General features: G+C 70.0%; 19 protein-coding genes and 1 tRNA gene. 8 read left to right on the forward strand and 12 right to left on the reverse strand.

All coding sequences use genetic code 11. The features are described 5' to 3' along the window. Complete coding sequence (locus tag JAV51_RS05185) at positions 1 to 441, reverse strand: DUF983 domain-containing protein (RefSeq protein ID WP_197319478.1); 441 nt, start codon at positions 439 to 441, stop codon at positions 1 to 3. Positions 442 to 521: 80 nt separating this feature from the next. Further along, positions 522 to 1,985 carry a sigma-70 family RNA polymerase sigma factor gene (locus tag JAV51_RS05190; protein ID WP_197319479.1) on the reverse strand — a complete coding sequence of 488 codons (1,464 nt, stop codon included), beginning with the start codon at positions 1,983 to 1,985 and terminating at the stop codon, positions 522 to 524. A gap of 190 nt (positions 1,986 to 2,175) precedes the next feature. Between JAV51_RS05190 and JAV51_RS05195 the strand changes: the two genes are divergently transcribed. Beyond that, positions 2,176 to 2,248: transfer RNA gene (locus tag JAV51_RS05195), tRNA-Gly, on the forward strand. Between the two features lie 82 nt (positions 2,249 to 2,330). Here the strand turns inward: JAV51_RS05195 and msrA are convergent. Next, complete coding sequence (gene msrA, locus JAV51_RS05200) at positions 2,331 to 2,990, reverse strand: peptide-methionine (S)-S-oxide reductase MsrA (protein WP_197319480.1); 660 nt, start codon at positions 2,988 to 2,990, stop codon at positions 2,331 to 2,333. Positions 2,991 to 3,074: 84 nt separating this feature from the next. Here msrA and JAV51_RS05205 point away from each other — a divergent pair, with 84 nt between their 5' ends. Continuing rightward, a complete protein-coding gene (locus tag JAV51_RS05205; RefSeq protein ID WP_197319481.1) occupies positions 3,075 to 4,250 on the forward strand; it encodes a hypothetical protein in 1,176 nt (391 codons plus the stop codon). Here JAV51_RS05205 and JAV51_RS05210 read toward each other — a convergent pair. The 3 genes from JAV51_RS05210 to JAV51_RS05220 are packed head-to-tail and all read right to left on the reverse strand — an operon-like array spanning position 4,201 to position 10,082. Beyond that, positions 4,201 to 5,358 carry an acyltransferase gene (locus JAV51_RS05210; protein WP_197319482.1) on the reverse strand — a complete coding sequence of 386 codons (1,158 nt, stop codon included), beginning with the start codon at positions 5,356 to 5,358 and terminating at the stop codon, positions 4,201 to 4,203. The genes JAV51_RS05205 and JAV51_RS05210 overlap by 50 nt on opposite strands. Before the next feature lie 30 nt (positions 5,359 to 5,388). Then, on the reverse strand, positions 5,389 to 8,601 hold the full coding sequence (locus JAV51_RS05215) for a glycosyltransferase (protein ID WP_197319483.1): 3,213 nt from the start codon (positions 8,599 to 8,601) through the stop codon (positions 5,389 to 5,391). 29 nt (positions 8,602 to 8,630) lie between these two features. After that, the gene (locus tag JAV51_RS05220; RefSeq protein WP_231641357.1) at positions 8,631 to 10,082 is read right to left on the reverse strand and encodes a trans-aconitate 2-methyltransferase; all 1,452 of its coding nucleotides are present in this window, start codon (positions 10,080 to 10,082) and stop codon (positions 8,631 to 8,633) included. A 77-nt stretch (positions 10,083 to 10,159) separates the two neighbouring features. Here JAV51_RS05220 and JAV51_RS05225 point away from each other — a divergent pair, with 77 nt between their 5' ends. From JAV51_RS05225 to JAV51_RS05235, 3 genes are all read left to right on the forward strand, one after another. Next, positions 10,160 to 11,467, forward strand: a complete 1,308-nt coding sequence (locus JAV51_RS05225; RefSeq protein ID WP_307845739.1) for a hypothetical protein — start codon at positions 10,160 to 10,162, stop codon at positions 11,465 to 11,467. Positions 11,468 to 11,605: 138 nt separating this feature from the next. After that, positions 11,606 to 12,826 (forward strand): SHOCT domain-containing protein, encoded by a 1,221-nt coding sequence (locus JAV51_RS05230; RefSeq protein ID WP_197319484.1) that lies wholly within the window; start codon positions 11,606 to 11,608, stop codon positions 12,824 to 12,826. Positions 12,827 to 12,959: 133 nt separating this feature from the next. Then, a complete protein-coding gene (locus JAV51_RS05235; protein ID WP_197319485.1) occupies positions 12,960 to 13,322 on the forward strand; it encodes an ester cyclase in 363 nt (120 codons plus the stop codon). 10 nt (positions 13,323 to 13,332) lie between these two features. Here JAV51_RS05235 and JAV51_RS05240 read toward each other — a convergent pair whose 3' ends face one another. After that, positions 13,333 to 15,117: a gamma-glutamyltransferase family protein gene (locus tag JAV51_RS05240; RefSeq protein ID WP_197319759.1), complete on the reverse strand. Its 1,785-nt coding sequence runs from the start codon at positions 15,115 to 15,117 to the stop codon at positions 13,333 to 13,335. Positions 15,118 to 15,263: 146 nt separating this feature from the next. On the opposite strand from JAV51_RS05240, the gene JAV51_RS05245 reads away from it, so the two are divergent. Then, complete coding sequence (locus JAV51_RS05245; protein WP_197319486.1) at positions 15,264 to 16,025, forward strand: SDR family NAD(P)-dependent oxidoreductase; 762 nt, start codon at positions 15,264 to 15,266, stop codon at positions 16,023 to 16,025. Between the two features lie 4 nt (positions 16,026 to 16,029). Here JAV51_RS05245 and JAV51_RS05250 read toward each other — a convergent pair whose 3' ends face one another. Continuing rightward, the gene (locus JAV51_RS05250) at positions 16,030 to 17,667 is read right to left on the reverse strand and encodes a TM0106 family RecB-like putative nuclease (RefSeq protein ID WP_197319487.1); all 1,638 of its coding nucleotides are present in this window, start codon (positions 17,665 to 17,667) and stop codon (positions 16,030 to 16,032) included. Positions 17,668 to 17,775: 108 nt separating this feature from the next. On the opposite strand from JAV51_RS05250, the gene JAV51_RS05255 reads away from it, so the two are divergent. Beyond that, positions 17,776 to 18,264 (forward strand): DUF6474 family protein, encoded by a 489-nt coding sequence (locus JAV51_RS05255; RefSeq protein ID WP_197319488.1) that lies wholly within the window; start codon positions 17,776 to 17,778, stop codon positions 18,262 to 18,264. A gap of 54 nt (positions 18,265 to 18,318) precedes the next feature. On the opposite strand, the gene JAV51_RS05260 is transcribed toward JAV51_RS05255, so the two are convergent. The 4 genes from JAV51_RS05260 to JAV51_RS05275 are packed head-to-tail and all read right to left on the reverse strand — an operon-like array spanning position 18,319 to position 21,869. Then, on the reverse strand, positions 18,319 to 19,299 hold the full coding sequence (locus tag JAV51_RS05260; RefSeq protein ID WP_197319489.1) for a glycine betaine ABC transporter substrate-binding protein: 981 nt from the start codon (positions 19,297 to 19,299) through the stop codon (positions 18,319 to 18,321). Next, on the reverse strand, positions 19,296 to 20,072 hold the full coding sequence (locus JAV51_RS05265) for an ABC transporter permease (protein ID WP_197319490.1): 777 nt from the start codon (positions 20,070 to 20,072) through the stop codon (positions 19,296 to 19,298). Before JAV51_RS05265 ends, JAV51_RS05260 begins: the two co-directional genes overlap by 4 nt. Beyond that, entirely contained in the window at positions 20,069 to 21,229 is a 1,161-nt protein-coding gene (locus tag JAV51_RS05270; protein ID WP_197319491.1) for an ABC transporter ATP-binding protein, read from the reverse strand. The genes JAV51_RS05265 and JAV51_RS05270 overlap by 4 nt, the downstream gene beginning before the upstream one ends. After that, positions 21,222 to 21,869, reverse strand: a complete 648-nt coding sequence (locus JAV51_RS05275; protein ID WP_197319492.1) for an ABC transporter permease — start codon at positions 21,867 to 21,869, stop codon at positions 21,222 to 21,224. The genes JAV51_RS05270 and JAV51_RS05275 overlap by 8 nt, the downstream gene beginning before the upstream one ends. Before the next feature lie 121 nt (positions 21,870 to 21,990). On the opposite strand from JAV51_RS05275, the gene JAV51_RS05280 reads away from it, so the two are divergent. Continuing rightward, a complete protein-coding gene (locus JAV51_RS05280) occupies positions 21,991 to 22,515 on the forward strand; it encodes a hypothetical protein (protein ID WP_197319493.1) in 525 nt (174 codons plus the stop codon). Positions 22,516 to 22,526: the final 11 nt, after the last annotated feature.

Raw genomic sequence — 22,526 nt, forward strand, 5'->3', positions numbered from 1 at the left:
CTACTCGACAGGATGTAGTGGGCCGTCGAAGTCGGGCAGGTCGTGCTTGTGGATGGACTTGGCGATGCGCGCGACCTCGCCCCTCACGTTCAACATACCGATGACCGTGCCGACCCACCGTTCGGACGGCTTCTCACCGGTGGCGTCGCCCTCGGTCTCGGCGACCACGGTCCACGGCCTGCGCAGGACCCAACGCAACGGGAAGAACAACACCACGAGCAGCAGTGCGAGTGGGACCCACTTCGGCACCACCACGTCCTCGGGCATCCACACCAGCAGCACGACACCCAGCGCGACCGCGACACCCAGCATCGCGAGACCGGGCGCCTGGTTGGCGGCGACGTCGTGTTCGAAGTCGTCGGCCGTGGCCGGCTTCCGCCACTCCATGTGCGCACGGATGACCCAATCCCGGCCGTCGGATCCCTGGACAAGCCGGTTCATCGCTTCCTCCGCTAGCCCCGACAATGCAGAACGTCACCGCAACGTTACCGTGATCGTCCCGGCCTCGGGAAGTCCGATGTTCACCCCGTGGGCTGCGTCAGCGCGGTGGTGCCCTCGGTACCGGCCGCCCAGGACGGCGTGCCCCGGACCTCCGACGGCCGGACACCACCCTGTCCCGGCGGCAGCACCGGGTCCTCGACGTCGTCGCGCGGTCGACTGCCCGTGGCGGTCTGGGGCCGCTCGGAGGTGGTCTCGGGCGGCGACGAGAGGTCCTGGGACGGCACCTCGCTCGGCACGGTCTCGGAACGGCCGGACTCACTGGTCGGCAACGTCGCCGAACCGCCCTCCCCGATGCTGATCTCGGCGGGAAGCGTGTAGTCGGTGGGACCGTGCGTGTCCCGCGCCGGTTCGGCCGGGAGCAGAGTCGACCGCGACCTGGTGCTGTCGTGCGAGGCCACCGACTCCGGCATCACGACCGTGGTGTGCGACGCCGACCGGCCGTCCCCGGCCTCCGACAACCTGATCGACCCGCTGCTCGGCAGCTCGGGTTCCCGACGCTGGACCTCCATGTCCGGCAACATCGGCCCGCCCGCCATCCCCACGACGGCCGCCGCGGAGACGAACGTGAGCCCGAACTTGCCGGTCCCGAAGGCCGCGGCAGCGGCACCGGCTCCACCCCCGGCGGCGACCCCGCTCGCCGTGGCGGAACCACCCGCGGCGACGGCGGCCCCGGCACCCGCACCGGCACCCGCGCCCGCACCCGATCCGGCCAACGCCAGGCCCGTCAACGGCACCCACAGGGCCAGCACCCCCGCGTGCGCCCGCAGCGAGGAACACACCTGCTTCAGTTCCTCCAGCGTCGTCCGACACGACTCGCAGTCGCCGAGGTGACTGCGGATCCTGCGAGCCTCCGCTCCGGTCACGCTGCCCACGGTGTAGCCGCCGAGCTTGCGCACGACGTTGCGACATCCCGTGGAGGTGGTGTCGCTGGCGAGATGCGCCTGGAGGTAGGCCGCTCGCAACCCGATGCGGGCGCGGCGCGCCAACGCGGCCGTGGCGTTGGGGCTGAGGCCGAAGTGCGGCGCGACGACGGCGGGCTGCTCGCCCTGCACCTCGGTGTGCCACAGGACGATTCGCCACCGCTCGGGGAGGCTGGTGAAGGCGCGGGTGATCAGGGCCGACTCGGCGGTTCCGCTCTGGGAGTCGCCACGAATCCCCGCCCGCGCCACGAGTTCGTCGTCGGTGACCGGCACCTCGCGTCGGGCCGCCTGCCACTCCCACGACACCCGACGGGCCACGGTCAGCAGGTAGGCACGCACGTTCTCCCGTGGACCGTTTCCCCGGCGGATCGCCTGCAGCACGCGGAAGAACGTCTCGGCCGTGAGGTCCTCGACGTCGGAGGCGTCGGACACGAGGCCGCGTGCGAGGCTGCGCACGGCCGACTCGTGGGCCTGGAACAGCTCACCGAAAGCAGCGTCGTCCCCGGACCGAATGCGATCCACGAGACCCGGCTGGTCGGATGCGGGGACCGAGTCGCTCGACATACAGCCAGGCACCCCCTCCGGGCCGTATCCCGTTTGGTTGAACTTCGAACACCATACGGAGTCACGCGACCACCCGCACCCGATTCGTACCTGTCGGATCGGCCGAGTGTCATCACCCGACCCTCCATCGAGTGGCCGAGAGGGGTAGGTATACACTGTTTCTCGCGCGGATCGAGAGATCCGAGAGCACGCGGACGTAGCGCAGTTGGTAGCGCATCACCTTGCCAAGGTGAGGGTCGCGGGTTCGAGTCCCGTCGTCCGCTCTCGACACGAAGGGCGAGGCCACCACGGCCTCGCCCTTCGTCGGTTCGTGCTTCGTCGTTTCGCGCTGCGCTCGACGGACGCCTACTCGACCGAGGCGATCCCGACCGGGCAGGACACGCCCGTACCGCCGAGCCCGCAGTATCCGTTCGGCACCTTGTACAGGTACTGCTGGTGGTACTCCTCGGCGTAGTAGAACTCCCGCAGCGGCGCGAACTCCGTGGTGATCCGACCATGGCCGGCCGCGGTCAACGCCTTCTGGAACGACTCCCGGGACGCCTCGGCGACCCGACGCTGCTCGTCGTCGGTGAAGTAGACGGCCGAGCGGTACTGCGTGCCCACGTCGTTGCCCTGCCGCATGCCCTGCGTCGGATCGTGTCCCTCCCAGAACACCTTCAGCAACGCCTCGTACGACACCGCCGCGGGGTCGAAGACGACCAGCACGACCTCGGCGTGACCGGTGAGGCCCGTGCAGACCTCCTCGTACGTGGGGTTCGGCGTGTACCCGCCCGCGTAGCCGACAGCCGTGGAGTACACGCCCGACGTCTGCCAGAACAACCGCTCGGCGCCCCAGAAACAGCCCAGGCCGAACACCGCGGTACGCATTCCGTCGGGGAACGGCGGCTTGATCCGGTGATCAGTGAAGACGGCGTGGAAGTCGGGCGTCACAAGCGCTTCCGCCCGCCCGGGCAGAGCCTCGTCCGCGGACACCAGCTGCGTCTTGTTTCGACCGAACAACACCATACGTTCGATCGTACCGCCAGAATGTCACGCGAACGGGTGGCGAACTATGGTGTATCAGCTGCACCGGCGCTCAGGGGGTTGGCGATGTCTTGGCAGGAAGAGTTGCGTCGTCTCGACAGCGAACTCGCGGCGGGGACCATCACCAGCAGCGAGCACCGACGTCGACGTGAGGACATCCTGGCCGAGGTGTCGGGCGCTCCGCTGGCCGCCCTCGCCCGGCCCGCCGCGAGCACGGTGTCGACGACCCCGGCGGGACCGTCTCCGACGACCTCGGAGGGCTCCACCTCGACTGCCCCCGCCTCGGCCGACACCCCCGAGAAGCCGTCCGAGGAGCCGGCCGAGAAGCCGTCCGACGAGCCGTCCGACGAGACGGCCGAAGCGACGTCCGACACGACGTCCGACGGCGGCACCTGGCAGGCTGCCAACCCGGCCCACACGCGCCCCGAGTCCGACAACGATCGACCGTCGACACCGAGCGCGGCGGCGCTGCTGTCGACGACGCGACCGACGACGGCTCCCAGCCCCGCCGACGAACGACCGACCGAACTACTGCGCAGGATCGACTTCTCCACCCCGCCTCCCGGTGTCCCGACCGCCGACGACGAGAGCACCGACCAGCGGGGTCGCCGGACCGGGCTGACCTGGGTCGCCATCTCGGGTGCGGTCTTCCTCGCCCTCGGCGCGGTGATCGGCGGAGCCTGGTGGCTGGGGCAGGACCGCTCGGAGCCACCGCCCTCCGGAGACGGAGGCTCCCACATCGCCGCGCCCGGCTCCACTGACGACGCCCCAGCGGACGAACCCGCGCTGGAGGACCGGGTCCCCGCGCTGCCCGGCGTGCCCAGCCCCAACGACTCGACGCTGGCCGTGGACAAGGGCGTCGAGCTCGGTCTCTACCCCGAACAGTCGGCGGCGATCCTCACCGACCACGGCGTCAACGAGGTCGTTCACCGGGCGTCCACCGACGGAGACGCGAACTACTTCCTGCTCGTCATCCCCACGCCCGACGCCGAGCAGGCGTCATCGCTCGCCTCCGAGCTGCGCGCGATGACGGTGACGGCCGGATTCACCGACGTCGAGGACATCGACGGCGGCCTCACCGGCGAGCTGGGCGACCGCACCCTGCGGGGCACCTGGTACGCCTCGGACTCCGTGGCGGTGAACCTCTGGGTCTCCCAACCCACGCCCGCCGACGACATCGAACTCGCGGCGATCACGACCGAGGTCGTGGAGCCTCTGCAGGAGGCGTTCCCGCCCTCGTGACCGGGGACGGCGGAGGTGCCGGCCTCGCAGGGCGGGGTTTCTTCAGGTAACGACGCAGGCGTTGGGTCGGCACCTCGACCCACACCCAGGACGCCACTCCGCACAGGTACGCGGCAGGCACCGCGAGCACCGCCAGCAGCCGCGGGTCGTCCACCCCGGCGACGATGATCAACTGCTGGACGGGGAAGCCCCAGATGTACATCCCGTAGCTGCCGAAGATCCACCGACCGTCCACTTCGAGCCGACGAGGCCAGTGGTGGGCCCACACGATCGCCCCGTACGAAGCCATGATCGCGAGCACGTACCGGTCGGCCGGCGTCTGGTGCACGGCGATCCACAGTCCGAGCAGCCCCAACGCCACCCACGGGTTCAGCGGAATGCGGTCGCGATAGGCGAACAGCACCATGCCCATGGCGAACGGCACCATGAACGCCACGGTCGACCCGATCGGCACCTCGATCAGCGAGCCGACGTCACCGTGGTAGCCCATCGTCGCCTGGATCTGGCTGTCGGCCACGAGCAGCGCCACCAGCACCGGCAGCACCACCCACCTGCCGAGGCCGAGCAGCATCAACAGCCCCGCCGCCAGCACGACGACGTAGCCCATCATCTCCATGGGCAACGTCCACAACGACCCGTTCACCGACCACGGGTACGGGTTCTCGACGAACACACCCGGAAGCTGGTGCTGCAGGAGGAACAGCAGCGACGTGCCGACGAGGTAGCGCCAGGTCTGTTTGTCGCTCCAGTACTCCGCGGCCGAGAGAGTGGTGAACAGCGGGCCGATCACGAACACCAGCGCGGCCACCACGGCGATCACGGGCGGGAAGATGCGCAACAACCGTTTCGCGCTGAACCGCCACCACGACGGATCGCTCGCCCAGCTCTGGCTGATCTGGAAACCGCTCATGGCGAAGAACCCCATGAGCGCCACATAGCCGGGCGAGGCGTCCCAACTCGCCGGGAAGATCGTCAGCCGGGACGGGTCGAGAATCGGCCAACTGTGATCGACGACGACCGTGGTGGCGCCGATGAGCCGCAACCAGCCGAACCCGATGTTGGGGTCCGCGTACTCACGGAATCGCCGCCGTCCCTGCCGTAGAACCACTCTTCACCGCCCCCCCGCGAGAAGTCGAAGTCAGTTCGTCGTGTCCGCCCTCGTCAGCAACCCACGAAGCGTGCGCTCGGCCACGCGCGGCCCGAAGGTGGCCTCCACCGCCGCCGCGCCCGCTCGGGCCAGCTCGACCCACAACGCGTCGTCGGTGAGTGCGCGGCAGATCCCCCGCGCGAGCTGCTCGGGAGTGTCCCCGATCAGCGCGCTCTCCTCGTGGCGCAACCCCATGCCCTCCACGGCCAGCGTCGTGCCGACCACGGGCACACCGTGCGACAGGGCTTCGCCGATCTTGCCCTTCACACCCGCGCCGAACCGCAGCGGAGCGACGACCACGCGCGTCTCGCGGTACATCGCCGCGAGGTCGCGGACCCAGCCGTGCACGACGACGCCCTCGCGTTCGAGGTCGAGGACCTCCTGCGGTGGATTGCTGCCCACGATGTGCGCGACGGCGTCGGGGCACTCCTTCCGCACCAGCGGCATGATCTCCTCGGCCAACCAGCGCGCGGCGTCCCGGTTGGGCACGTGGTCGAAACCACCGACGAAGAGCAGGTCGCGCCGCCCGGCGGGGAACGTGGGAGCCGCCGAGACCTCGTGGATGTTCGACAAGACCTCCACCCGCGCCGTCGGCACCAGTTCGGCGAGCGTGCGCCGCTCGTCCTCGGAGACCGTCAACGTCACGTCGCTGGCGCGCGTGAGGCCGAGCTCCATCTCCCGCAACGCCTCGGCCCTCCGGGACAACGACACGAACTCGGCCTCGTCACCGAGTTCCTTCGCGAGCTCGGCCTGCCGGTTCAGCCGCACGAAGTGCAGGTCCACGGTGTCGTAGGCGACCACGCAGTCCGGTGCGTACTGCCGGACCTGCTCCAACAACTGCCACGCGATCTGCGGGCGCGACAGCAACGCCAGGCGCAGCTCCGGACCCACCTCGCGCAGGAACTCCTGCTGCTGTCCGGCGTCGGCGAGCACGGTCACCCCTGCCTGGTGGAGCGCGCGCGTGTACCGCTCGGGCAACGCGCCGTTCATGGGGAAGAACACCACGCGCTGGTCCAGACCCACCAGCGACTCCAGGATGCGCGACATCCGGACCGAGCCGGAGTCCTCGTCGGTCCGCGGCACCTGGTGGTCGACGACCAGCACCACACCACCACCGTGCCCGGCACCGGTGCGGTGGCGGCCGAGCCACACGTTGCGGGGGCTGGCCTCGGCGCAGTGCTTCGCGAGCGCGTCGGCCCACTTCTCCACGAAGACGTCGCGGTTGAGTTCCTGGTGGCGCTTGACGCCCGACGAGAGGTCGGTGCCGTTCGACACGCCCTCGTGGTGGGTCACGACCGACTCGGGCTGCACCACCGTGCGGTAGCCCGCGGCCCTCACCGCGAACGCCAGATCGGTGTCCTCGTAGTAGGCGGGCGCGTAGCGGGTGTCGAAGCCGCCCACGGCGTCGAACAGGCTCTTGCGGACCATGATCGAGGCGCCCGAGCAGTAGTCGACGTCGCGCATCGTCGCGTAACGCGGCTCGTGCGGATTGTCGCCGCGCCCGTAGTTCCAGCCCGAGCCGTCGGCCCAGACGATGCCGCCGCACTCCTGCAAGGTGCCGTCGGGATAGACCAGCTTGGACCCGACGAGCCCGATATCACGATGGGTGTCGAAGACCGTCACCAACGCGTCGAGCCAGCCGTCGTGGACCTCGGTGTCGTTGTTGAGGAACAGGACGAACTCGCCACCCGCGTGCTGCGCACCGAGGTTGCACGAGTGCACGAAGCCCCGGTTGCGTTCCGCGCGCACCAACCGGACCCCCGGGCACTGGGCGACGAGGTCGGCGGAGCCGTCGGGCGAGGCGTCGTCCACGACGATCACCTCGAACGGCGTCGCGGGCAGATTCGCCTCGATGGACGCCAGGCACCTGCGGGTGTACGCCCAGTTGCCGTAGACGGGGATCACCACGCTGACGATCGGGTCGACGCTCGTCGTGACCCCCACGGGCGAAGTGTCCTCCGCCGGCGCGGGCAGCACGCCCTTCGGCCGTCCCAGTGCGCCCTCGTAGACGTCGCGCAGGCGGCTGCCACGCGGGGCGACACGCTCCACCGTGCTGCGGTAACGGTTGATCAGTCGTTGCGCCAACGCCGACTGCTCGGCCTTCAACGCCGCGTTCTCGGCCGCGAGCGTGCCGACCGTCCGCCGCAGCTCGGCGGTGTGCTCGCTCAACCAGTCGAACCGCTTCTCGGTGCGGGCCAGCCGTTCCCGGAGATCGGTGTTCTCGTCGACGCTCCGGGCGTACCTGTGCTCGGCCTCCGAGGCCCGGGCAAGCGCGGCGTCACGCTCGTCGGCGTGCCGCTGCGACGCCTCCCGCTCGTCGCGAAGACTGTTCTCCACGGAGTCCAGGCGCCCGCGCAGCGACACCACGGTGTCGGTGAGCTGCGCGATTTCGCCGTCGCGGGCGTGGGCGACGAGGGTGAGATCCGGGTCGGCGAGCACTGACGCGCGGGGGACCTCCACGGGAACGGCGGAGGCCACTCCCAGCAGGTACGTGTGCGGCGCCCCGGGCGACACCGTCCAGGCATTGCCCTCGGCGGCGGTCAGCGTGTGGAGTTCGACGTCGCCCTGCTCGGGCCCGTCGTGCACGAGCGAGCCCACGGCCACGTTCTGCCGCAGCAACACGACATGCTCGAAGCTGTCGGCCAACAGCCGCCGGAAATCGTCGTGGGTGAGTTCCTTGACGTGGTACGGGTTCTCGTTGCCGTGGTCGTGGGTGTAGACCTCGACGTCGGGCGTGCTGCACAGGAACACACCGTCGGGCGCCAGTCGGGCCTTCACGAGCCGCATAAGCTGGTCCTGCTCGACCACGTGCTCCACGGCCTCGAAGCACGTGACGACGTCGAACGGCTCCTCGTCGGCCAGCACGTCGGGGTCGGTGATCGAGCCGACCGTGAACCGCAGGTTGTCGAGCGGATAGTTCCGGTTCGCGTGGGCGACGGACCGCTCGTCGATGTCCAGACCGACCACCTCGGCCGCGGTCGCCGCGAGCATCGCGCTGCCGTACCCCTCGCCGCTGGCGAGATCGAGCACCCGCTTGCCCTTCGCGAATCGCAGGGCGAACGCGTAGCGGTGGTAGTGCTCGTAGATCACCTGGTGGTCGTCGACCCACGGGACGCAGCGTTCGCCCGTCCACTCGATGAGCCGACCGTCCTCGGATCTCGCCGCCGTCCGACCGTTCGATTCCCCCACAGCCTCACCCGCCATGCCGGGCAGGTTATCGCCTCACCGGGGCTTCACGGCGCCAGGTTCTGCTTTTCCCGCAGCGTGACCGCGTTCAGAACGTAGGACAGGGTGCGTCGGTCCTCGCCCATTCCGGCCGCGTGCGGGTTGACCCACCAGTCCGAACGCAACGTCAGCTCCGCCGTGGTGTGGGCGTCGAGTGCGACCGGGACCGTCCGGTGCAGCAGCCCGTGTTCGACCGGCAACGCCGCCACCGCCTCGCCGTCGGCGAGGACCGTGAGCGTTCCGCGCTCGGGCATCCAGTCCGGCACCCAGAACTCCAGCTCGACCGCGTCGACCGGTGCCGTCGTGCGCACCGGGAGCGTCGCCTCCCGGCCGACCCACCGGTCGTGCAGCACCCCGTTGCAGCGGCCAACCGCGAGCCCGCCGCCCCGCACCAGCCGATGCGGGTCGGACGCGGCAGGGTGGAACGACACCCGTCCCGCCGAGTCCACCACGTCGGTGCGGCGCACCGACCGCTCCGGCGTGCGGTCGCGGTACGCCCGCAGCTCCTGCGGAGTCGGGTGGAACAGCGCGGTGAGCCGGGTCGGGGTCACGACGCCGAGGTCGATGAGGCTGTCGTCGAGCACCCCGATGTCGTCGATCAGAGCGCGGTGCCGCTCGTCGTCCATGTCGAAGTTGTGGCCGTACACGCGGTCGACGAACGGGTCGATCACGTTGCCGAGTGCCAAAAAGAAGCTCGGGTGCAGGTAGTCGAGCAGCACCGGCAGCACGTCCTGGGCACGAATGCCCTCGAAGCCGTCGACGGCGCAGTCGATGTCGTCGAACTGCTCGTCGATCGCGCCCGTGATGGAGTTGCGACGCAGTTCGGGTGGCAAGGTGGCCCAGATCCGCTCGATCACTTCGAGGGCCTCGGGCCACCGGCGGTGTCCGTTGCGGCCGATCATGTCGTGCACCACGAGCACGCCGTTCGAGCGCAGCCCCTCGCGGAGTTGTCCGTAGAGGTGTTCGAGGTCGAGCACGTGGTGCAACACCTGGAACGCCACCACGACGTCGTGTTCGGTGTCGGCCTTCCACGTGTTGAAGTCGGTCTCGACGTGTTCGACGCGGTCTGCGAACCCGAGCCGAGCGGCGGCGTCGGCCGCCCTGGCCTGCATGTCGTGGTTGATCTCCAGCAGCCGCACCCGCACGTTGTCGACACCGTCGGCGGCAAGTGCCTTCAGCCACCCCAGTTCCTGGTCGCCGTTGCCGCTGCCGAGCGAGAGCACCACGGCGTCGCGCCCCTGCTCGGCCGCCTCACGCGCCCGGCTCCGGATCTCGTCGACGATCAGCGAGCCGATGCTCTCCACGCCGAGTTCATGCAGTTTCGGCAGCATGTGCCGGGCCGACCACCGGTGCGCCGACTCCGGAAGGTTGCCGTGCACGTCCTCCTGCACGGCGAACGTCCCGTGCTCGGCGGCGAGCCGCTCCGCGTAGTCGGCACCTCTGGACAGTCCCCGCTCCAACGCCCACTCCGTTCCCGCACGCGCCGATCTTCCCGATCGGGCCTCCCACGCCGTGACCGGCGGCTACGATACGGCGCGTGTTCCCCGGCATACCGCCACACCCACCCAAGGCTCCCGTCCTGCCGCCGACGCCGGAGTCGTGGTTGCCGCAGGAACACAACCTCTACCGGCCTCGGCACAGCGCGAAACAGCGCACGGCGTTGGTCTGCGCCGTGGTCTTCTTCCTCGCCCCCGCACTGTCCTTCGTGCTCGGGGTTCGCGCGGAGCCGTTCGAGAACCGGGAGTTGCACGACTTCCCCAGCCTCGCCGACGGCTGGAGCTTCTTCACCGACCTCCCGGCCTGGGCCACCGACCACCTGCCGCTGCGGGAGGCGGGAGTGGAGGCGGCCGACGCCGTCGGTACCGGCCTTTTCGGCGACCCGCCGGGAGCGCAGTCCGGCGCCCGGTCGGGGACGGCAGGCGTGCAGCCGGAGGACGAGCCCAAGCAGGTGGTGCCGCGCGATCTGTACCCGCGTGTCATCTCCGGCAAGGACGACTGGCTGTTCCTCGGCGAGGACATCGCGAGCAAGTGCTTCCCCGTCATGGACGTCGACCACGTCGTCGCGGCGCTCAACAAGCTGCGCCACGCTGTCGAGGCCTCCGGACGCAAGTTCGTGCTGGTCGTGGCCCCCAACAAGACCACCGCGATGCCGGAGCGTCTTCCCGACGACTACGTCGGCAAGGAGTGCGCCGCCGCCCGCAGCGAGGAGTTCTGGCGTCGCATCCCGGCCGAGACCGGCGCCATCGACCTGCGCGAACCGTTGCGCCGCACGGCCGAACAACTCGACACCGACACCTACAGCGCGGTCGACAGCCACTGGAACTTCGCCGGTGGACTCACCATGACCTACGCGGTGGCCGAACAGATCTCGCCCGGCATCACCCGCACCTGGCAGATCGAGCAGGGCAAACTGCGTGACTGGCCCGCCGACCTCGTCCGGCTGCTCGGCCGCTCAGAGACGTGGGACCTCCACGAGTACACGCTCGCGCCGGACGGCAAGGAAGACCTCACCCGCTACATCGCGAGCGACTTCAAGGTGCCGCTGCGGACCCGGCAGTTCGGCGAAGAGGTCACCGGCGTCTACAACGGCAACGTCGGGGTGGTCGCCGACTCGTTCACCCAGTTCGCCTCGCCGTTCCTCGCGGCGACCAACCGCAACCTCCTCATCGCGCACTCCGACATCGTGGCGTCGGGGGACGCACACCAGATCGCCGAGTTGCTGGGCGACCGTGACGTCGTGGTCTTCGAGTTCGTGGAACGTATCCTCGCCAACGGCGGGAGCTCGCTGCTGCGCGACGACGTGATCGGCACCATCGGAAAAGCCCTCGCGGACAACCCCAGATAACAACCCGGTGTCATCAGGGCTAATGCGCGATCTGCCTGCCTCACCCCGGACGTCACACAGTAAGTTACGTGCTGGCGCGGTTGACCGAGTGCGCTCGCAAATTCTTTGTCGGCAACAAGTCCCGAAGGGGGGCCGGGGGTGACCTGGCAGGAAGAGCTACGCAAGCTGGACGAGAGTCTCGCGTCCGGCAACCTTTCCGCGGACGAGTACCGCACCCGTCGTGACCAGATTCTCTCCTCCGCGGTGAGCTCGCCCGAACAGGCGGAGACGTCCGAGCCGAGCAACGCGGACTCGACGCAGGTCATCGCACCACTTTCGAGCTCCCAGCAGCAGTCCGGTCAGCAACCCGCTCCCGAGGCCACCCAGGTGGTGTCGCCGAGCGACGTGGGCGCGGAGCGCACCCAGGCCGTCTCGCCCTGGCAGATGCAGCAGATGCAGCAGCAACAGCAGGGCGGCCAGGCATACCCGGCGTCCCCGCCTGGCGGGTTCCAGCAGCCCACGGCCTCGCCCCCCGGCGGCTTCGCGCAGCCTCAGGGTCAACCGTGGAACGCCGCGCAGGAGGACTCCTCGCCGCCGTGGGGCGGGGGCGACTTCCCCCCGCTGACCCCGCAGGGCAGCCAGGAATGGGGTGTCAGCCAGGGCCCCGAGTCGTTCGACGACACCGAGTCGACCGGCAAGGGCCGCAAGGTGCTGCTGTCGGTGGTCGCGGCCCTGCTGGTCGCGGGCATCGGCGTCGCGGTGTACTTCCTGTTCATCTCGGGCGACAGCAGCAACAACGCCGGCCCCGCGAATCCGTCGCAGTCGCAGCAGCAACCGCCGCCGCCGGTCACGCCGACCAGCACGCCGCTGCCGAAGCCGCCGCCTCCGAAGGAGGAGCCGCCGGACAACGACGCGGCACTCATCGATCCGCCCGGCAAGGAACGCCCCGGCAGCGGTCCGTTCGACTACAAGTTCCTCGAGAAGAACGGCGACATGCTGCCGCAGACCGTGGTGGACGCGCTCGGCGACGCCGACATGGACGACGGCCTGCTGAAGAGCACCATCGACGACGACATCACCATCGGCCTGTACGCCATCGAGGTCGGTAGCGAGGACGACGCCGTCGCTGTCGCCACCGAGTACGGCATGGCGCAGCAGGAAGGTGGCATCCCTGCGGAGCGCGAGCTCTCCATGCAGGGCGTGCAGGTCTTCGCCGCGGGCGCGTCGGGTGACAGCGTCTTCCGCGCCGTCTACGTCCTGTACGACCGCGTCATCATCGTCGACGTCTTCGGTGAGGGCCGGAAGAACGTCGAGCCGGTGTTCAGCGAACTCCTGGAGCAGCAGGTCAACCACGCTCCGCCGACCTACACCCAGTCCTGACGTCCGACCCGGACAGTCGCCGTGTGCCTCCCGTGCCGTCGCGCGGGAGGCACACGTGTTTCCGGCTCCGGTCGGGCCACCGGTGGCGCGAGGGTCCCCGGCAGCCCCCCAGCTCACCGCGCACCATGAGGGCATGGACGCGACCGAGCTGTATCGGCGATGGCTGGCCGAGTTGTGGAACGGAAAGGACCCCGACCAGGCCGCCGCCGCCATCGTGACCCCGGACTTCGTGGGGCACTGGCCTGGTCGGCCCGGGTTCGTGCACGGTCCCGCCGAGCTCGCCGCAGTGGTGCGGCAGGGTCGCGAGGTGATCACGGACAGCAGGTTCGAGCTGGTCGTCGGTCCGATCGTGCAGGACGACCTCGTCGCCGCCCGATGGAGCGGACGAGGCCGCTTCGGAGGACGACCGGTGACCTTCCACGGCCACGACCTGCTGCGGATCTCGGGCGACCGGTTCGCCGAGTACTGGATCCTCTCCGAGGACCCCACCGCCTGAGGGTGTCGGGTCAGCGGCCGACGGCGTAGCCCTGCATGCCCCTCGGATTCGCCGCCGCGCGCAGGATGCCCGACGCCGCATCCCGGGAGACGGCCGAGAGCCTGCCGAGCGCCCACGGTCCGCCGTCCACCACGTCGTGTCCTCGCTCGCGGAGTTCGTCGATCGTGTCCTGGCCGAGGCGCGACTCGACGACCAGCTCCCTCGGCTGCCACGACCTCGGGTAGAAGGAGCTCGGGAACGCCGTCGTGTGCCACGCGGGCGCGTCGATGGACTCCTGAAGGTTCAGCCCGCCGACGGTGTGGGCCAGCCAGAAGCAGAGCTGCCACTGGTCCTGCTGGTCGCCGCCCGGCGTGCCGAACGCGATCGTCGGTTCGCCGTGGCGCAGCGCCATCGAGGGCGAGAGTGTGATGCGGGGGCGCTTGCGGGGGGCCAACGAGTTGGGCAGTCCCTGCTCCAGCCAGAACATCTGTGCCCGTGAGTCGAGGCAGAATCCCAGCTCGGGGATGGTCGGCGACGACTGCAGCCACCCGCCCGACGGCGTCGCCGAGATCATGTTGCCCTCGGCGTCGACCACGTCGATGTGCACGGTGTCGCCGCGCGTGCGGCCCGCGGGGTCCACGGTGGGCTCGCCGACCGCTCCGGTACCCGCCTGCTCGCCACGTGTCCGTTCCAGCACGGCCGGGAGCTTCGGGTTCGGCCCACCCGGTCGCAGCTCGGCACTCGCCTCGTCGCCCACGAGCGCGCGCCTGCTCTCGGCGTAGTCCCACGACAGCAACGTCTCCAGGTCGACGTCGGTGTCGCCGTAGTAGGCCTCCCGGTCGGCGAACGCGAGTTTCGCGCACTCGGTGGCCAGGTGCACCGTGCGGGCGTCCGGCCTGCCGTCGACGTAGCGGAGTTCGTCCCGGAAGCCCTCCAACAGCCGCAACTGCTGGGCGAGCACGGGCCCCTGGGTCCACGCACCGCACTTGACGAGACTCCACTCGCCGAAGTCCGTGATCACCGCGTCCTCGTAGGTGGCCTCCCACGAGGCGAGGTCGTCGCCCGTGAGCAGACCCGCGTGGTCGCGACCGGAGTCGTCGCGGAACGGCCTGCGGCTGAACTCGTCGATGGCCTCCGCGACGAAGCCGTGCGACCAGGCGCGCCGGGCGGCGTCGATCTGCGCTTCGCGCCCGGCATGCGCTTCCGCCTCGCCGAGCAGGCGCTGCCAGGTGCGCGCCAACGCCCGGTTGCGGTGCAGCGACCCGGGGGTGGGCGGGTGACCGTCGGGCAACCACAGTTGGGCCGAGGTCGGCCAATGGTGGACGAACAGCTCGGAGACGGCGTCGATCGTGTCGGTGATGCGGCTGACCACCGGCACGCCCTTCCAGGCGTACGAGATCGCGTACTTCAGCACGTCCCGGAGGTTCTTGGTGCCGTGGTCGCGCAGGAGCAGCAACCACGCGTCCCATGCCCCAGGGACGGTGGCGGAGAGCAGACCGGAGCCGGGGACGAGGTCCAGACCGAGCTCGGTGAAGTGCTCGGGCGTCGCCGCGGCGGGGGAGACGCCCTGCCCGCAGAGCACACGCGGGGTGCGGTCCTGCGCCGTGACGAAGAGGGCGGGGACCTGACCAGCGGGTCCGTTCAAATGCGGCTCGGCGACCTGGAGCACGAAGCCGGCCGCGACAGCCGCGTCGAAGGCGTTCCCGCCGTCCTCCAGGACGGCCATGCCGGTGGCCGAGGCAAGCCAGTGCGTGGTGGCGACCATGCCGTGGGTGCCGGCGAGTTCTGGTCTGGACGTGAACACGGTGTCGACCATACGGGTGATCACTTCGTACCTACAACTAACTGACAGTCGCCTCGCGCACACTCGACCGGCGACGACGCGAACGCCCGTTAACCTATGGCCACCGTCACGTCGGCGGCAATTGTCGAAAGTGTCACGACCACAGAAGGGACGCGAACATGCAGATCGCCAACACCGCGGCCATCGTCACCGGTGGGGCGTCCGGCCTCGGCGCCGCGACGGCGAAGGCACTGGCCGCGAAGGGAGCCCGGGTGTTCGCGGCCGACCTCGAGTCCTCCATCGCCAAGGCCGAGGCCACCGAGGGTGTCACGTTCGTCGAGGCCGACGTCACCGACGCCGCCGCGGTGCAGCGCGCCGTGGACGCGGCGACCGAGTCGGGCGCTCCGCTGCGCGTGGTCGTCAACTGCGCCGGGATCGGGCCTGCCTCCCGCATCCTGTCGAAGAAGGGACCGCACGACCTCGACCTGTTCCGCAAGGTCGTGGAGGTCAACCTCGTCGGCACCTTCAACGTCATGACCCTGGCCGCCCAGGCGATGGCCGCCACCGAGCCGGTCGACGACAAGGGACAGCGCGGCGTCGTGATCAACACCGCGTCGGTGGCCGCCTTCGAGGGCCAGATCGGGCAGATCGCCTACTCCGCCTCCAAGGGCGGCGTCGCGGGCATGACGATCCCGGCGGCCCGCGACCTCGCGTCGAGCGGCATCCGTGTCATGACCATCGCGCCCGGCATCATCGACACCCCGATGATGGCCGGGATCACCGAGGAATTCCGCGAGAGCCTCGCCGCGTCCGTGCCGTTCCCCAAGCGCCTCGGCACGCCGGACGAGTACGCGCAGCTCGCCCTGAACATCGTCGAGCACGACTACCTGAACGGCGAGGTCATCCGCCTCGACGGCGCGCTGCGCATGGCGCCGCGCTGAGTGGCTACAGCTCGCCCATGAACGGAACGGCGTGCGCGGCCTCGTCGGTCATCCACACGCGGAGCGCGTACGTGGCCCGCACGTCGTCCTCGTTGTAGCGCAACAACCGCTCCCGCTGAGTGACGTCGGGAGGGTTGCCGTCCATGCCGACGGCGTCGCGGTACCACCGCATCGACGCCTCACCGCTCGCCTCGGGGTCGCGCCAGGTGAATCCGGCGACCGGCGCGACCACCTTGAGTCCTTTGCCCCGCGAACACAGGAACTGCTCGGACACGCTGCGGAAGAGGTCGACCCACTCGTCGGACTCGACGAACCGCCGCACCTCCGCCCGGGTCGGCACACCGTCGACGCCCGCGAACCGGTCGACCGACGCGTACAGCCACCGGTTCTCCGCCAGCGCGTTGTAGCAGTAGGCGCGGAAAGTGAGCCCTGCCGCCTCCGTTCTCGCCCGCACGTCGGACAACCACGCCCAGAACCGCGCGAACGAGCGCGCCTCGTCGTCGGTGGGCAGCGGGTCCCACGTCACGAACGCCCGATAGCCCTGCTCGACGCCGATGTCGGCCCCGCTGAGCAGGCAACCCCACAGGTACGCGCCGGAGTCGCCGAAGCTCTCCATGTCGATGTCCACCTCGACGTCGGCGCGCGGCACCCGCACCGTCTCGACCCGGCGCACGACCGTGAGATCGGCAAGCCAGGCGCGGGCGAGCACGACGGCGTCGTCGAAACTGGTGCCGGTCCACTGGATCGGCGGCTCGTCGGCGGGGTCGAGCGCGGCCAGCTTGTCCACCGTGGACACACCGGCGCGGCGCAGCTCCGCGGCGTCCTCCCCGCGCACGACGAGACTCACGTCCCGCGTGCGCGTCAGGTCCGCCTCGCACACCGGCCACCACGGGCACCGCTTGCACTCCAGGATGCGCGACGGCTCCGCCAGCGCCTCCTCTCCGGACGCCGCCGCACGCGCCACGGCAAGGCGGTCGGCGAACCGCGCGTCGTACTCCTCCAGCGCGCTGCGGCCACCCGGCCAGGTCGGCGCCGTCAGGTCGTGCCACACCACGACGTCGGCGTCCAGCCCGACGACTCCACCCAACGCCCGATCGGTCTCGGCGTACCCCGCGGCCTCCAGCAACCGTCGCGTGTGGGCCAGCCGGAGCTGGTCACGCGGATGCGACCGCACCTTGCGCTTCGGGTCCGCCTCCACGTGCGCCGGGTCGACATCCGGCAGCACCGTGGTGCGAGCCCCCTCGCCGGGGTCGGTGATGCGGTGCCGCACCACCAGCACGGGCACGTACCCGCTCGGCGTCCGCACCAGCAGGTTGATGCCGCCCCGTCGACCACCGTCGCGGTCGGCCGGGAACGTGGCTCCCCAGACGAACGCCACGCCCTCTCGCAACGCGGCGGACGTCAGCTCGGCGCGCTCCCTGCCGCTCAGCTCGGCGGGGATCTCCGCCCAGCTTCCCTCCGTCTCCGCACGCAACCATTCGGCGATGCGGGCCCGGTGTGCCTGGGCGTCGGCGATCCGCTGCTCGGAGGCCGGATCGGGCGGCGCGAGTTCCGCGTCGCGCATGGTCGGATCGTGGTCGAGGTGTACGCGACGGCGACACCGCGTGACGACCCCCGCGTCCAACAACACCTCGACAGACATGCCTTTCACTGTATGAGAGCCCACCGACATGGAGCCGACGTGCCCGGTTCCTGCGCGAACAGTAAGTTCACGGGAGAAGATCGGTACCCGGACGGCGATGGAGGGATGATGGGCCGCAGGGCGAAGCGGGCGCACGGCGTGGCCGAGGACGACCTCGACTTCACGCCGAAGAAGGCGAAGAACGCCGTGCGCGTGGCGAAGGTCCTGGTGCCCGCCGTGGTTCCCGCGGTCGCGCCGCTCGTCCTCCGTGCGGCCGGGGCGGTGCGCGAGGTGTACGACCGGCAGCAGGCGCGACGCCTCGGTGTCGACGTCGGGCAGCTCTCCGAGTACAGCGGTCGCGGTGGCGCGTTGCTGGCCCGCATCGCGGGTGCATCGACCGCGTTGACGCAGCTCGCGGACTCCGAGCGAGCCACGGACGGCGACCGCGACTTCGTCGAGCGCAGCCGTTCGACGTTGGAGCAGCTCACGGCGTCGGTGCGGGCCGCCGAGCACATGCCCGTGGCCCGCCGCAAGGCCGCCCACCGTGCCGTCGGCGCCGAACTCGACGTCATCGAGCTGGAGGTACTGCGCCGCCTCGGGGTGGGCACGCCACGCTGACGGCTCCCCCGGGTCACGACGACCGGTTCGTACGGCACGGATCTGCTCCCCGCGTCAGTCGACCGTGATGAAGCCCTTCTCCACCAGCCAGTCCTTGGCCACCTCGGCCGCGTCCCGGCCGTCGACGTCGACCTGCTTGTTCAGCTCCGTGATCTCCTCGTTGTTCAGCGCCTCCGACACCGGGGCCAGGGCCTCCGCGATCTGCGGGTACCGCTCGTGCGTCTCCTCGCGCAGGGTCACCGCCGCGTTGTACTGGGGGAAGAACCGCTTGTCGTCCTCCATCACCCGCAGGTTCAACCCCGCGATCCGGCCGTCGGTGGTGAACACCTCGCCGAAGTTGCAGGTGCCGTTGACCACCGCCGCGTAGATCGCGCCGGACCCGAAGATCTTGGTCTCGGTCACGGTGAGTCCGTACGTCGCGCGCACGCCCGGCATGCCGTCCGGCCGGTTGACGAACTCCGTGTCGAGGCAGAACTCGGCCTCCTGCGGGTTCTGCTTCAGAAACTCCGTCACGTCGCTCATCGTCGACAGCCCGTGGCGTTGCGCGTAGTCCTCCGTGGTCGCGAAGCCGTAGGTGTTGTTGACGTCGGAGTACGGCAGCCACACCAGGCCGTTGCGCTCCAGGTCCGCCTTGCGCACCGCCTCGTACTGCTCCTCCTCCGAGGCGATCGGCTCCTCCTCGCCGAGGTACGACAGCCAGCCGGTGCCGGTGTACTCCCACATCACGTCGATCTGGCCGTTCTGCAACGCCGCCCGCGCGCCGTTCGAACCCGCGATGTTGCTGAGGTCCACGGGACTCGCCCCGGCCGCCTTCAACGTGAGCTGCGTGAGGTAGGAGAGCACGACGTTCTCGGTGAAGTCCTTCGACCCCACCACGATCTCGACGCCCTCCAGCTCCGGCATGTGCGGGATCGACCCCGGTTGCACGTCGTACGGCAGCGCCGCGTTGACGTTGAGGCCACACGCGCTCACCAGCAGCGACACGGCGGCCAGCACCGCGCACAGCACGCGTCGTCGGTTCGCGCCACGCCTCATGAGAGTCCCTTCGGTCCGAAGTACTTCTCCAGCACCGCCCCGAGCCAGTCCACGAGCAGGGCGACGCCCACGGACAGCACGGCGCCCACCACGAGCACCGCGGTGCGGTTCAGCTTGTAACCCGCGTCGATGAGCTCACCGAGCCCGCCGCCGTTGACGAAGAACGCGAGCGTGGCCGTCCCCACCGCGAGCACGAGCGACGTGCGCAGCCCCGCGAGGATCAGCGGCACCGCCAGCGGCAGTTCGATACGGAACAGCACCGACGTCGACGACATGCCGATGCCTCGCCCCGCGTCCACCAGCGTGGGGTCGACGGACTCGATGCCGACGATCGTGTTCCGCAGCACCGGGAGCAACGAGTAGAACGCGATGGGCAACGCCGCGGCCCACAGTCCCTCCCACTCGCTCCACAGGAAGAACAGCACCAGCACGCCGAGCGCCGGCGCCGCCTGGCCGATGTTGGCGATGCCCATGAACACCGGGGTCGCGGGACGGGCCCAGCGTCGGGTGAGCACCACGCCGAGCGGCAGGGCGAGCGCCACCACGATCACGGTGACCACGGCGGTCAACAGCAGGTGCTCCCACGTCTTCGTCAACAGGAACGGGGCGTTGAGCGACTCCGCCTCGATGACGTCGTTGTCCCTCGTCAACGCCCACGTCACCACGGCCGCGACGATCACCACGACGACGGCGGGCTGCGCCAACAGGCGGATGCGGTCGGCGCGGCGGCTCGCCGCCTCGGTGGAGGGCTCGATCAGCTCCGTGGACGTCATGACTGGGCACTTTCCGACTCGACGTGCTCGGTGCGCAGTTGTTGGATCGTGTCGGTGACGGTCGTGATGTCGATCGTGCCGACGTATTCGCCTCGCGATCCGGTGACCACGGCGTTGCCGCCCTCGGCGAGGATCGCCTCCAGGGCGTCTTGCAGCGTGGACGCCGTGCTCACCGAGTCACCGATGGGCCGTCCCACCGCCGACAGCGAGGTGGCCGACGACAGCTCCCGCACGTGCACCCAGCGCACTGGTCGACGGCGACCGTCGAGCAGGAGCGCGTACGTCGCCCGCTTCTCCGCCATGCGGGCGCGCAGGTCTGACGGCGACTCGTCGACCGACGCCGTGAGGGAATCGTTGCTGTACGACACGTCCCGTACCCGCAGCAACGTCAGTTGCTTGAGCGACGCCCCGGCGCCGACGAACCCGGCCACCATGTCGTTGGCCGGGTTGGCCAGGATCGCCTCCGGCGTGTCGTACTGCTGGATCGACGACTTCTGTCCGAGCACCGCGATCTTGTCGCCGAGCTTGACCGCCTCGTCGAAGTCGTGGGTCACGAAGACGATCGTCTTGCGGAGGTTCTCCTGCAGTCGCAGCAACTCGTCCTGGAGGCTGCCTCGGGTGATCGGGTCCACCGCGCCGAACGGCTCGTCCATGAGCAGCACGGGCGGGTCGGCCGCGAGTGCCCTGGCGACCCCGACCCGCTGCTGCTGCCCACCCGAGAGCTGCCGCGGATAGCGGTCGCGGAACTCCGCCGGGTCGAGCCCCACCAGGTCCATCAGCTCGTCGACCCGGGCGTCGATGCGCTTGCGGTCCCACTTCAACAGGCCCGGCACCACGCCGATGTTCTGCGCCACCGTGAAGTGCGGGAACAGCCCGGCCTGCTGGATGGCGTAACCGATCTTGCGGCGGAGCACGTCACCGTTGAGCGACATCACGTCCTCGCCGCCGATGGTGATGCGGCCGGACGTCGGCTCGATCAGGCGGTTGATCATGCGCATGGTGGTGGTCTTCCCGCAGCCGGAAGGCCCCACGAGAATGACGATCTTCCCCGCGGGGATCGTCATGGTCACGTCCTCGACGGCCGCCTCCGCACTTCCCGGATAGCGCTTCGTGACGTGCTCCAACTGGATCTCGGCACCACTCGGTGTGTCAGCCACGGATACCCCTCGAAACGGTCAGGCGAGCGATCAGGAAGTAGACGCCCTCCAGCAGGAGGGCCAGGATGACGACGCCGAGCGTTCCGGCCAGCGCCTGGTTCGTCGCGTTGGCGCTGCCCGCCCGCGTGAGCCCCGAGAACACCTCGCTGCCGAGTCCGGGCCCCTTCGCGTAGGCGGCGATCACCGCGATTCCCATCAACATCTGCGTCGCGACCCGCATCCCGGCCAGGATCGCGGGCCACGCGAGGCGAAGCTCCACCCTGGTCAGCACACCGAGGCGGCTCATGCCGATGCCCTTGGCCGCGTCGGTCACCGCCGGGTCGACCCCCGCGAGCCCCACGATCGTGTTGCGGGTGATCGGCAGCAACGCGTACAACACCAGCGCGATCACCGTCGGCGTCGCTCCGAGCCCGAACACCGGGATCAACAGACCCAGCAGGGCGAACGACGGGATGGTGAGGATCGTGCTCGCCAACGCGGTCGCGACGGCGGAGCCGACGGGGCTCCGGTAGACCGCGACCCCGATCGCCACACCGATGACCGCGGCGAGCAGAGTCGACTGCACCACCTCGCTGACGTGCAGCAAAGCCTGCAGCGACAGCCGGTCCCACCGATCGGCCACGTACTCGAACAGATTCAACGGACCACCCGCTCACGTCGCTTCGCACATGTCAGTGGCCCAAACACGATTCACGAACGGCGCAGAATCGGCAACCTTCGGAGTCGTTCGTCTCATCCTCCCGATCCCATAGGCTGGCCGCATGAGCAGGCGCGAAAGGACCCGACACGTGATGCGTGGCGTCCGTGGTGTCCTGCTCGCGAGCTGCTCGGCGACGCTCGGCGTGACAGCTCACCTGCTCGGGGGAGGGCACGCTCCACACCTGCTCTCCACGGCGGCGATCACGGTGCTCGTCGCGTGGATCGCCACGGCCGTCGCGGACCGGACGCGGGGGATCGGCGGCGTGGTCGTCGTCCTCGGCAGCGCCCAGGCCGCGACGCACCTCGTGCTCGGGGAACTGTCGGGTCACCAGGTCGGCGGTGTGGGCATGCTCGCCGGACACACCGTCGCGACACTGGCCACGGCCGTCGTCCTGACGCACGCCGAGGCCATGCTCGCCGTCGCCGCGTCGGCCTTGTCGGCGCTGCGGGTGCTGGTCACCGACGTCCTCCCGCCCGTGCCTCGGGTGGTCTCGGGCGCCGTCGTGCGCAGCGCGGAGGGCGACTGCGCGTACTCCGTCCACCTGCGACGGGCACACCCGCGACGCGGCCCACCCGCGCTCTCCTGATTCCGCGTGGT

The organism is Saccharomonospora sp. NB11, from assembly GCF_015910535.1.
Lineage (GTDB): Bacteria > Actinomycetota > Actinomycetes > Mycobacteriales > Pseudonocardiaceae > Saccharomonospora.

Excerpts from the sequence above, each read along its gene's own strand:
- JAV51_RS05250 (WP_197319487.1), bottom strand. The coding sequence starts at position 17,667 with ATGTCTGTCGAGGTGTTGTTGGACGCGGGGGTCGTCACGCGGTGTCGC.
- JAV51_RS05265 (WP_197319490.1), bottom strand. The coding sequence starts at position 20,072 with ATGACGTCCACGGAGCTGATCGAGCCCTCCACCGAGGCGGCGAGCCGC.
- JAV51_RS05185 (WP_197319478.1), bottom strand. The coding sequence starts at position 441 with ATGAACCGGCTTGTCCAGGGATCCGACGGCCGGGATTGGGTCATCCGT.
- JAV51_RS05240 (WP_197319759.1), bottom strand. The coding sequence starts at position 15,117 with ATGGTCGACACCGTGTTCACGTCCAGACCAGAACTCGCCGGCACCCAC.
- JAV51_RS05205 (WP_197319481.1), top strand. The coding sequence starts at position 3,075 with ATGTCTTGGCAGGAAGAGTTGCGTCGTCTCGACAGCGAACTCGCGGCG.
- JAV51_RS05280 (WP_197319493.1), top strand. The coding sequence starts at position 21,991 with ATGAGCAGGCGCGAAAGGACCCGACACGTGATGCGTGGCGTCCGTGGT.
- JAV51_RS05255 (WP_197319488.1), top strand. The coding sequence starts at position 17,776 with ATGGGCCGCAGGGCGAAGCGGGCGCACGGCGTGGCCGAGGACGACCTC.
- JAV51_RS05260 (WP_197319489.1), bottom strand. The coding sequence starts at position 19,299 with ATGAGGCGTGGCGCGAACCGACGACGCGTGCTGTGCGCGGTGCTGGCC.
- JAV51_RS05215 (WP_197319483.1), bottom strand. The coding sequence starts at position 8,601 with ATGGCGGGTGAGGCTGTGGGGGAATCGAACGGTCGGACGGCGGCGAGA.
- JAV51_RS05190 (WP_197319479.1), bottom strand. The coding sequence starts at position 1,985 with ATGTCGAGCGACTCGGTCCCCGCATCCGACCAGCCGGGTCTCGTGGAT.
- msrA (WP_197319480.1), bottom strand. The coding sequence starts at position 2,990 with ATGGTGTTGTTCGGTCGAAACAAGACGCAGCTGGTGTCCGCGGACGAG.
- JAV51_RS05235 (WP_197319485.1), top strand. The coding sequence starts at position 12,960 with ATGGACGCGACCGAGCTGTATCGGCGATGGCTGGCCGAGTTGTGGAAC.
- JAV51_RS05245 (WP_197319486.1), top strand. The coding sequence starts at position 15,264 with ATGCAGATCGCCAACACCGCGGCCATCGTCACCGGTGGGGCGTCCGGC.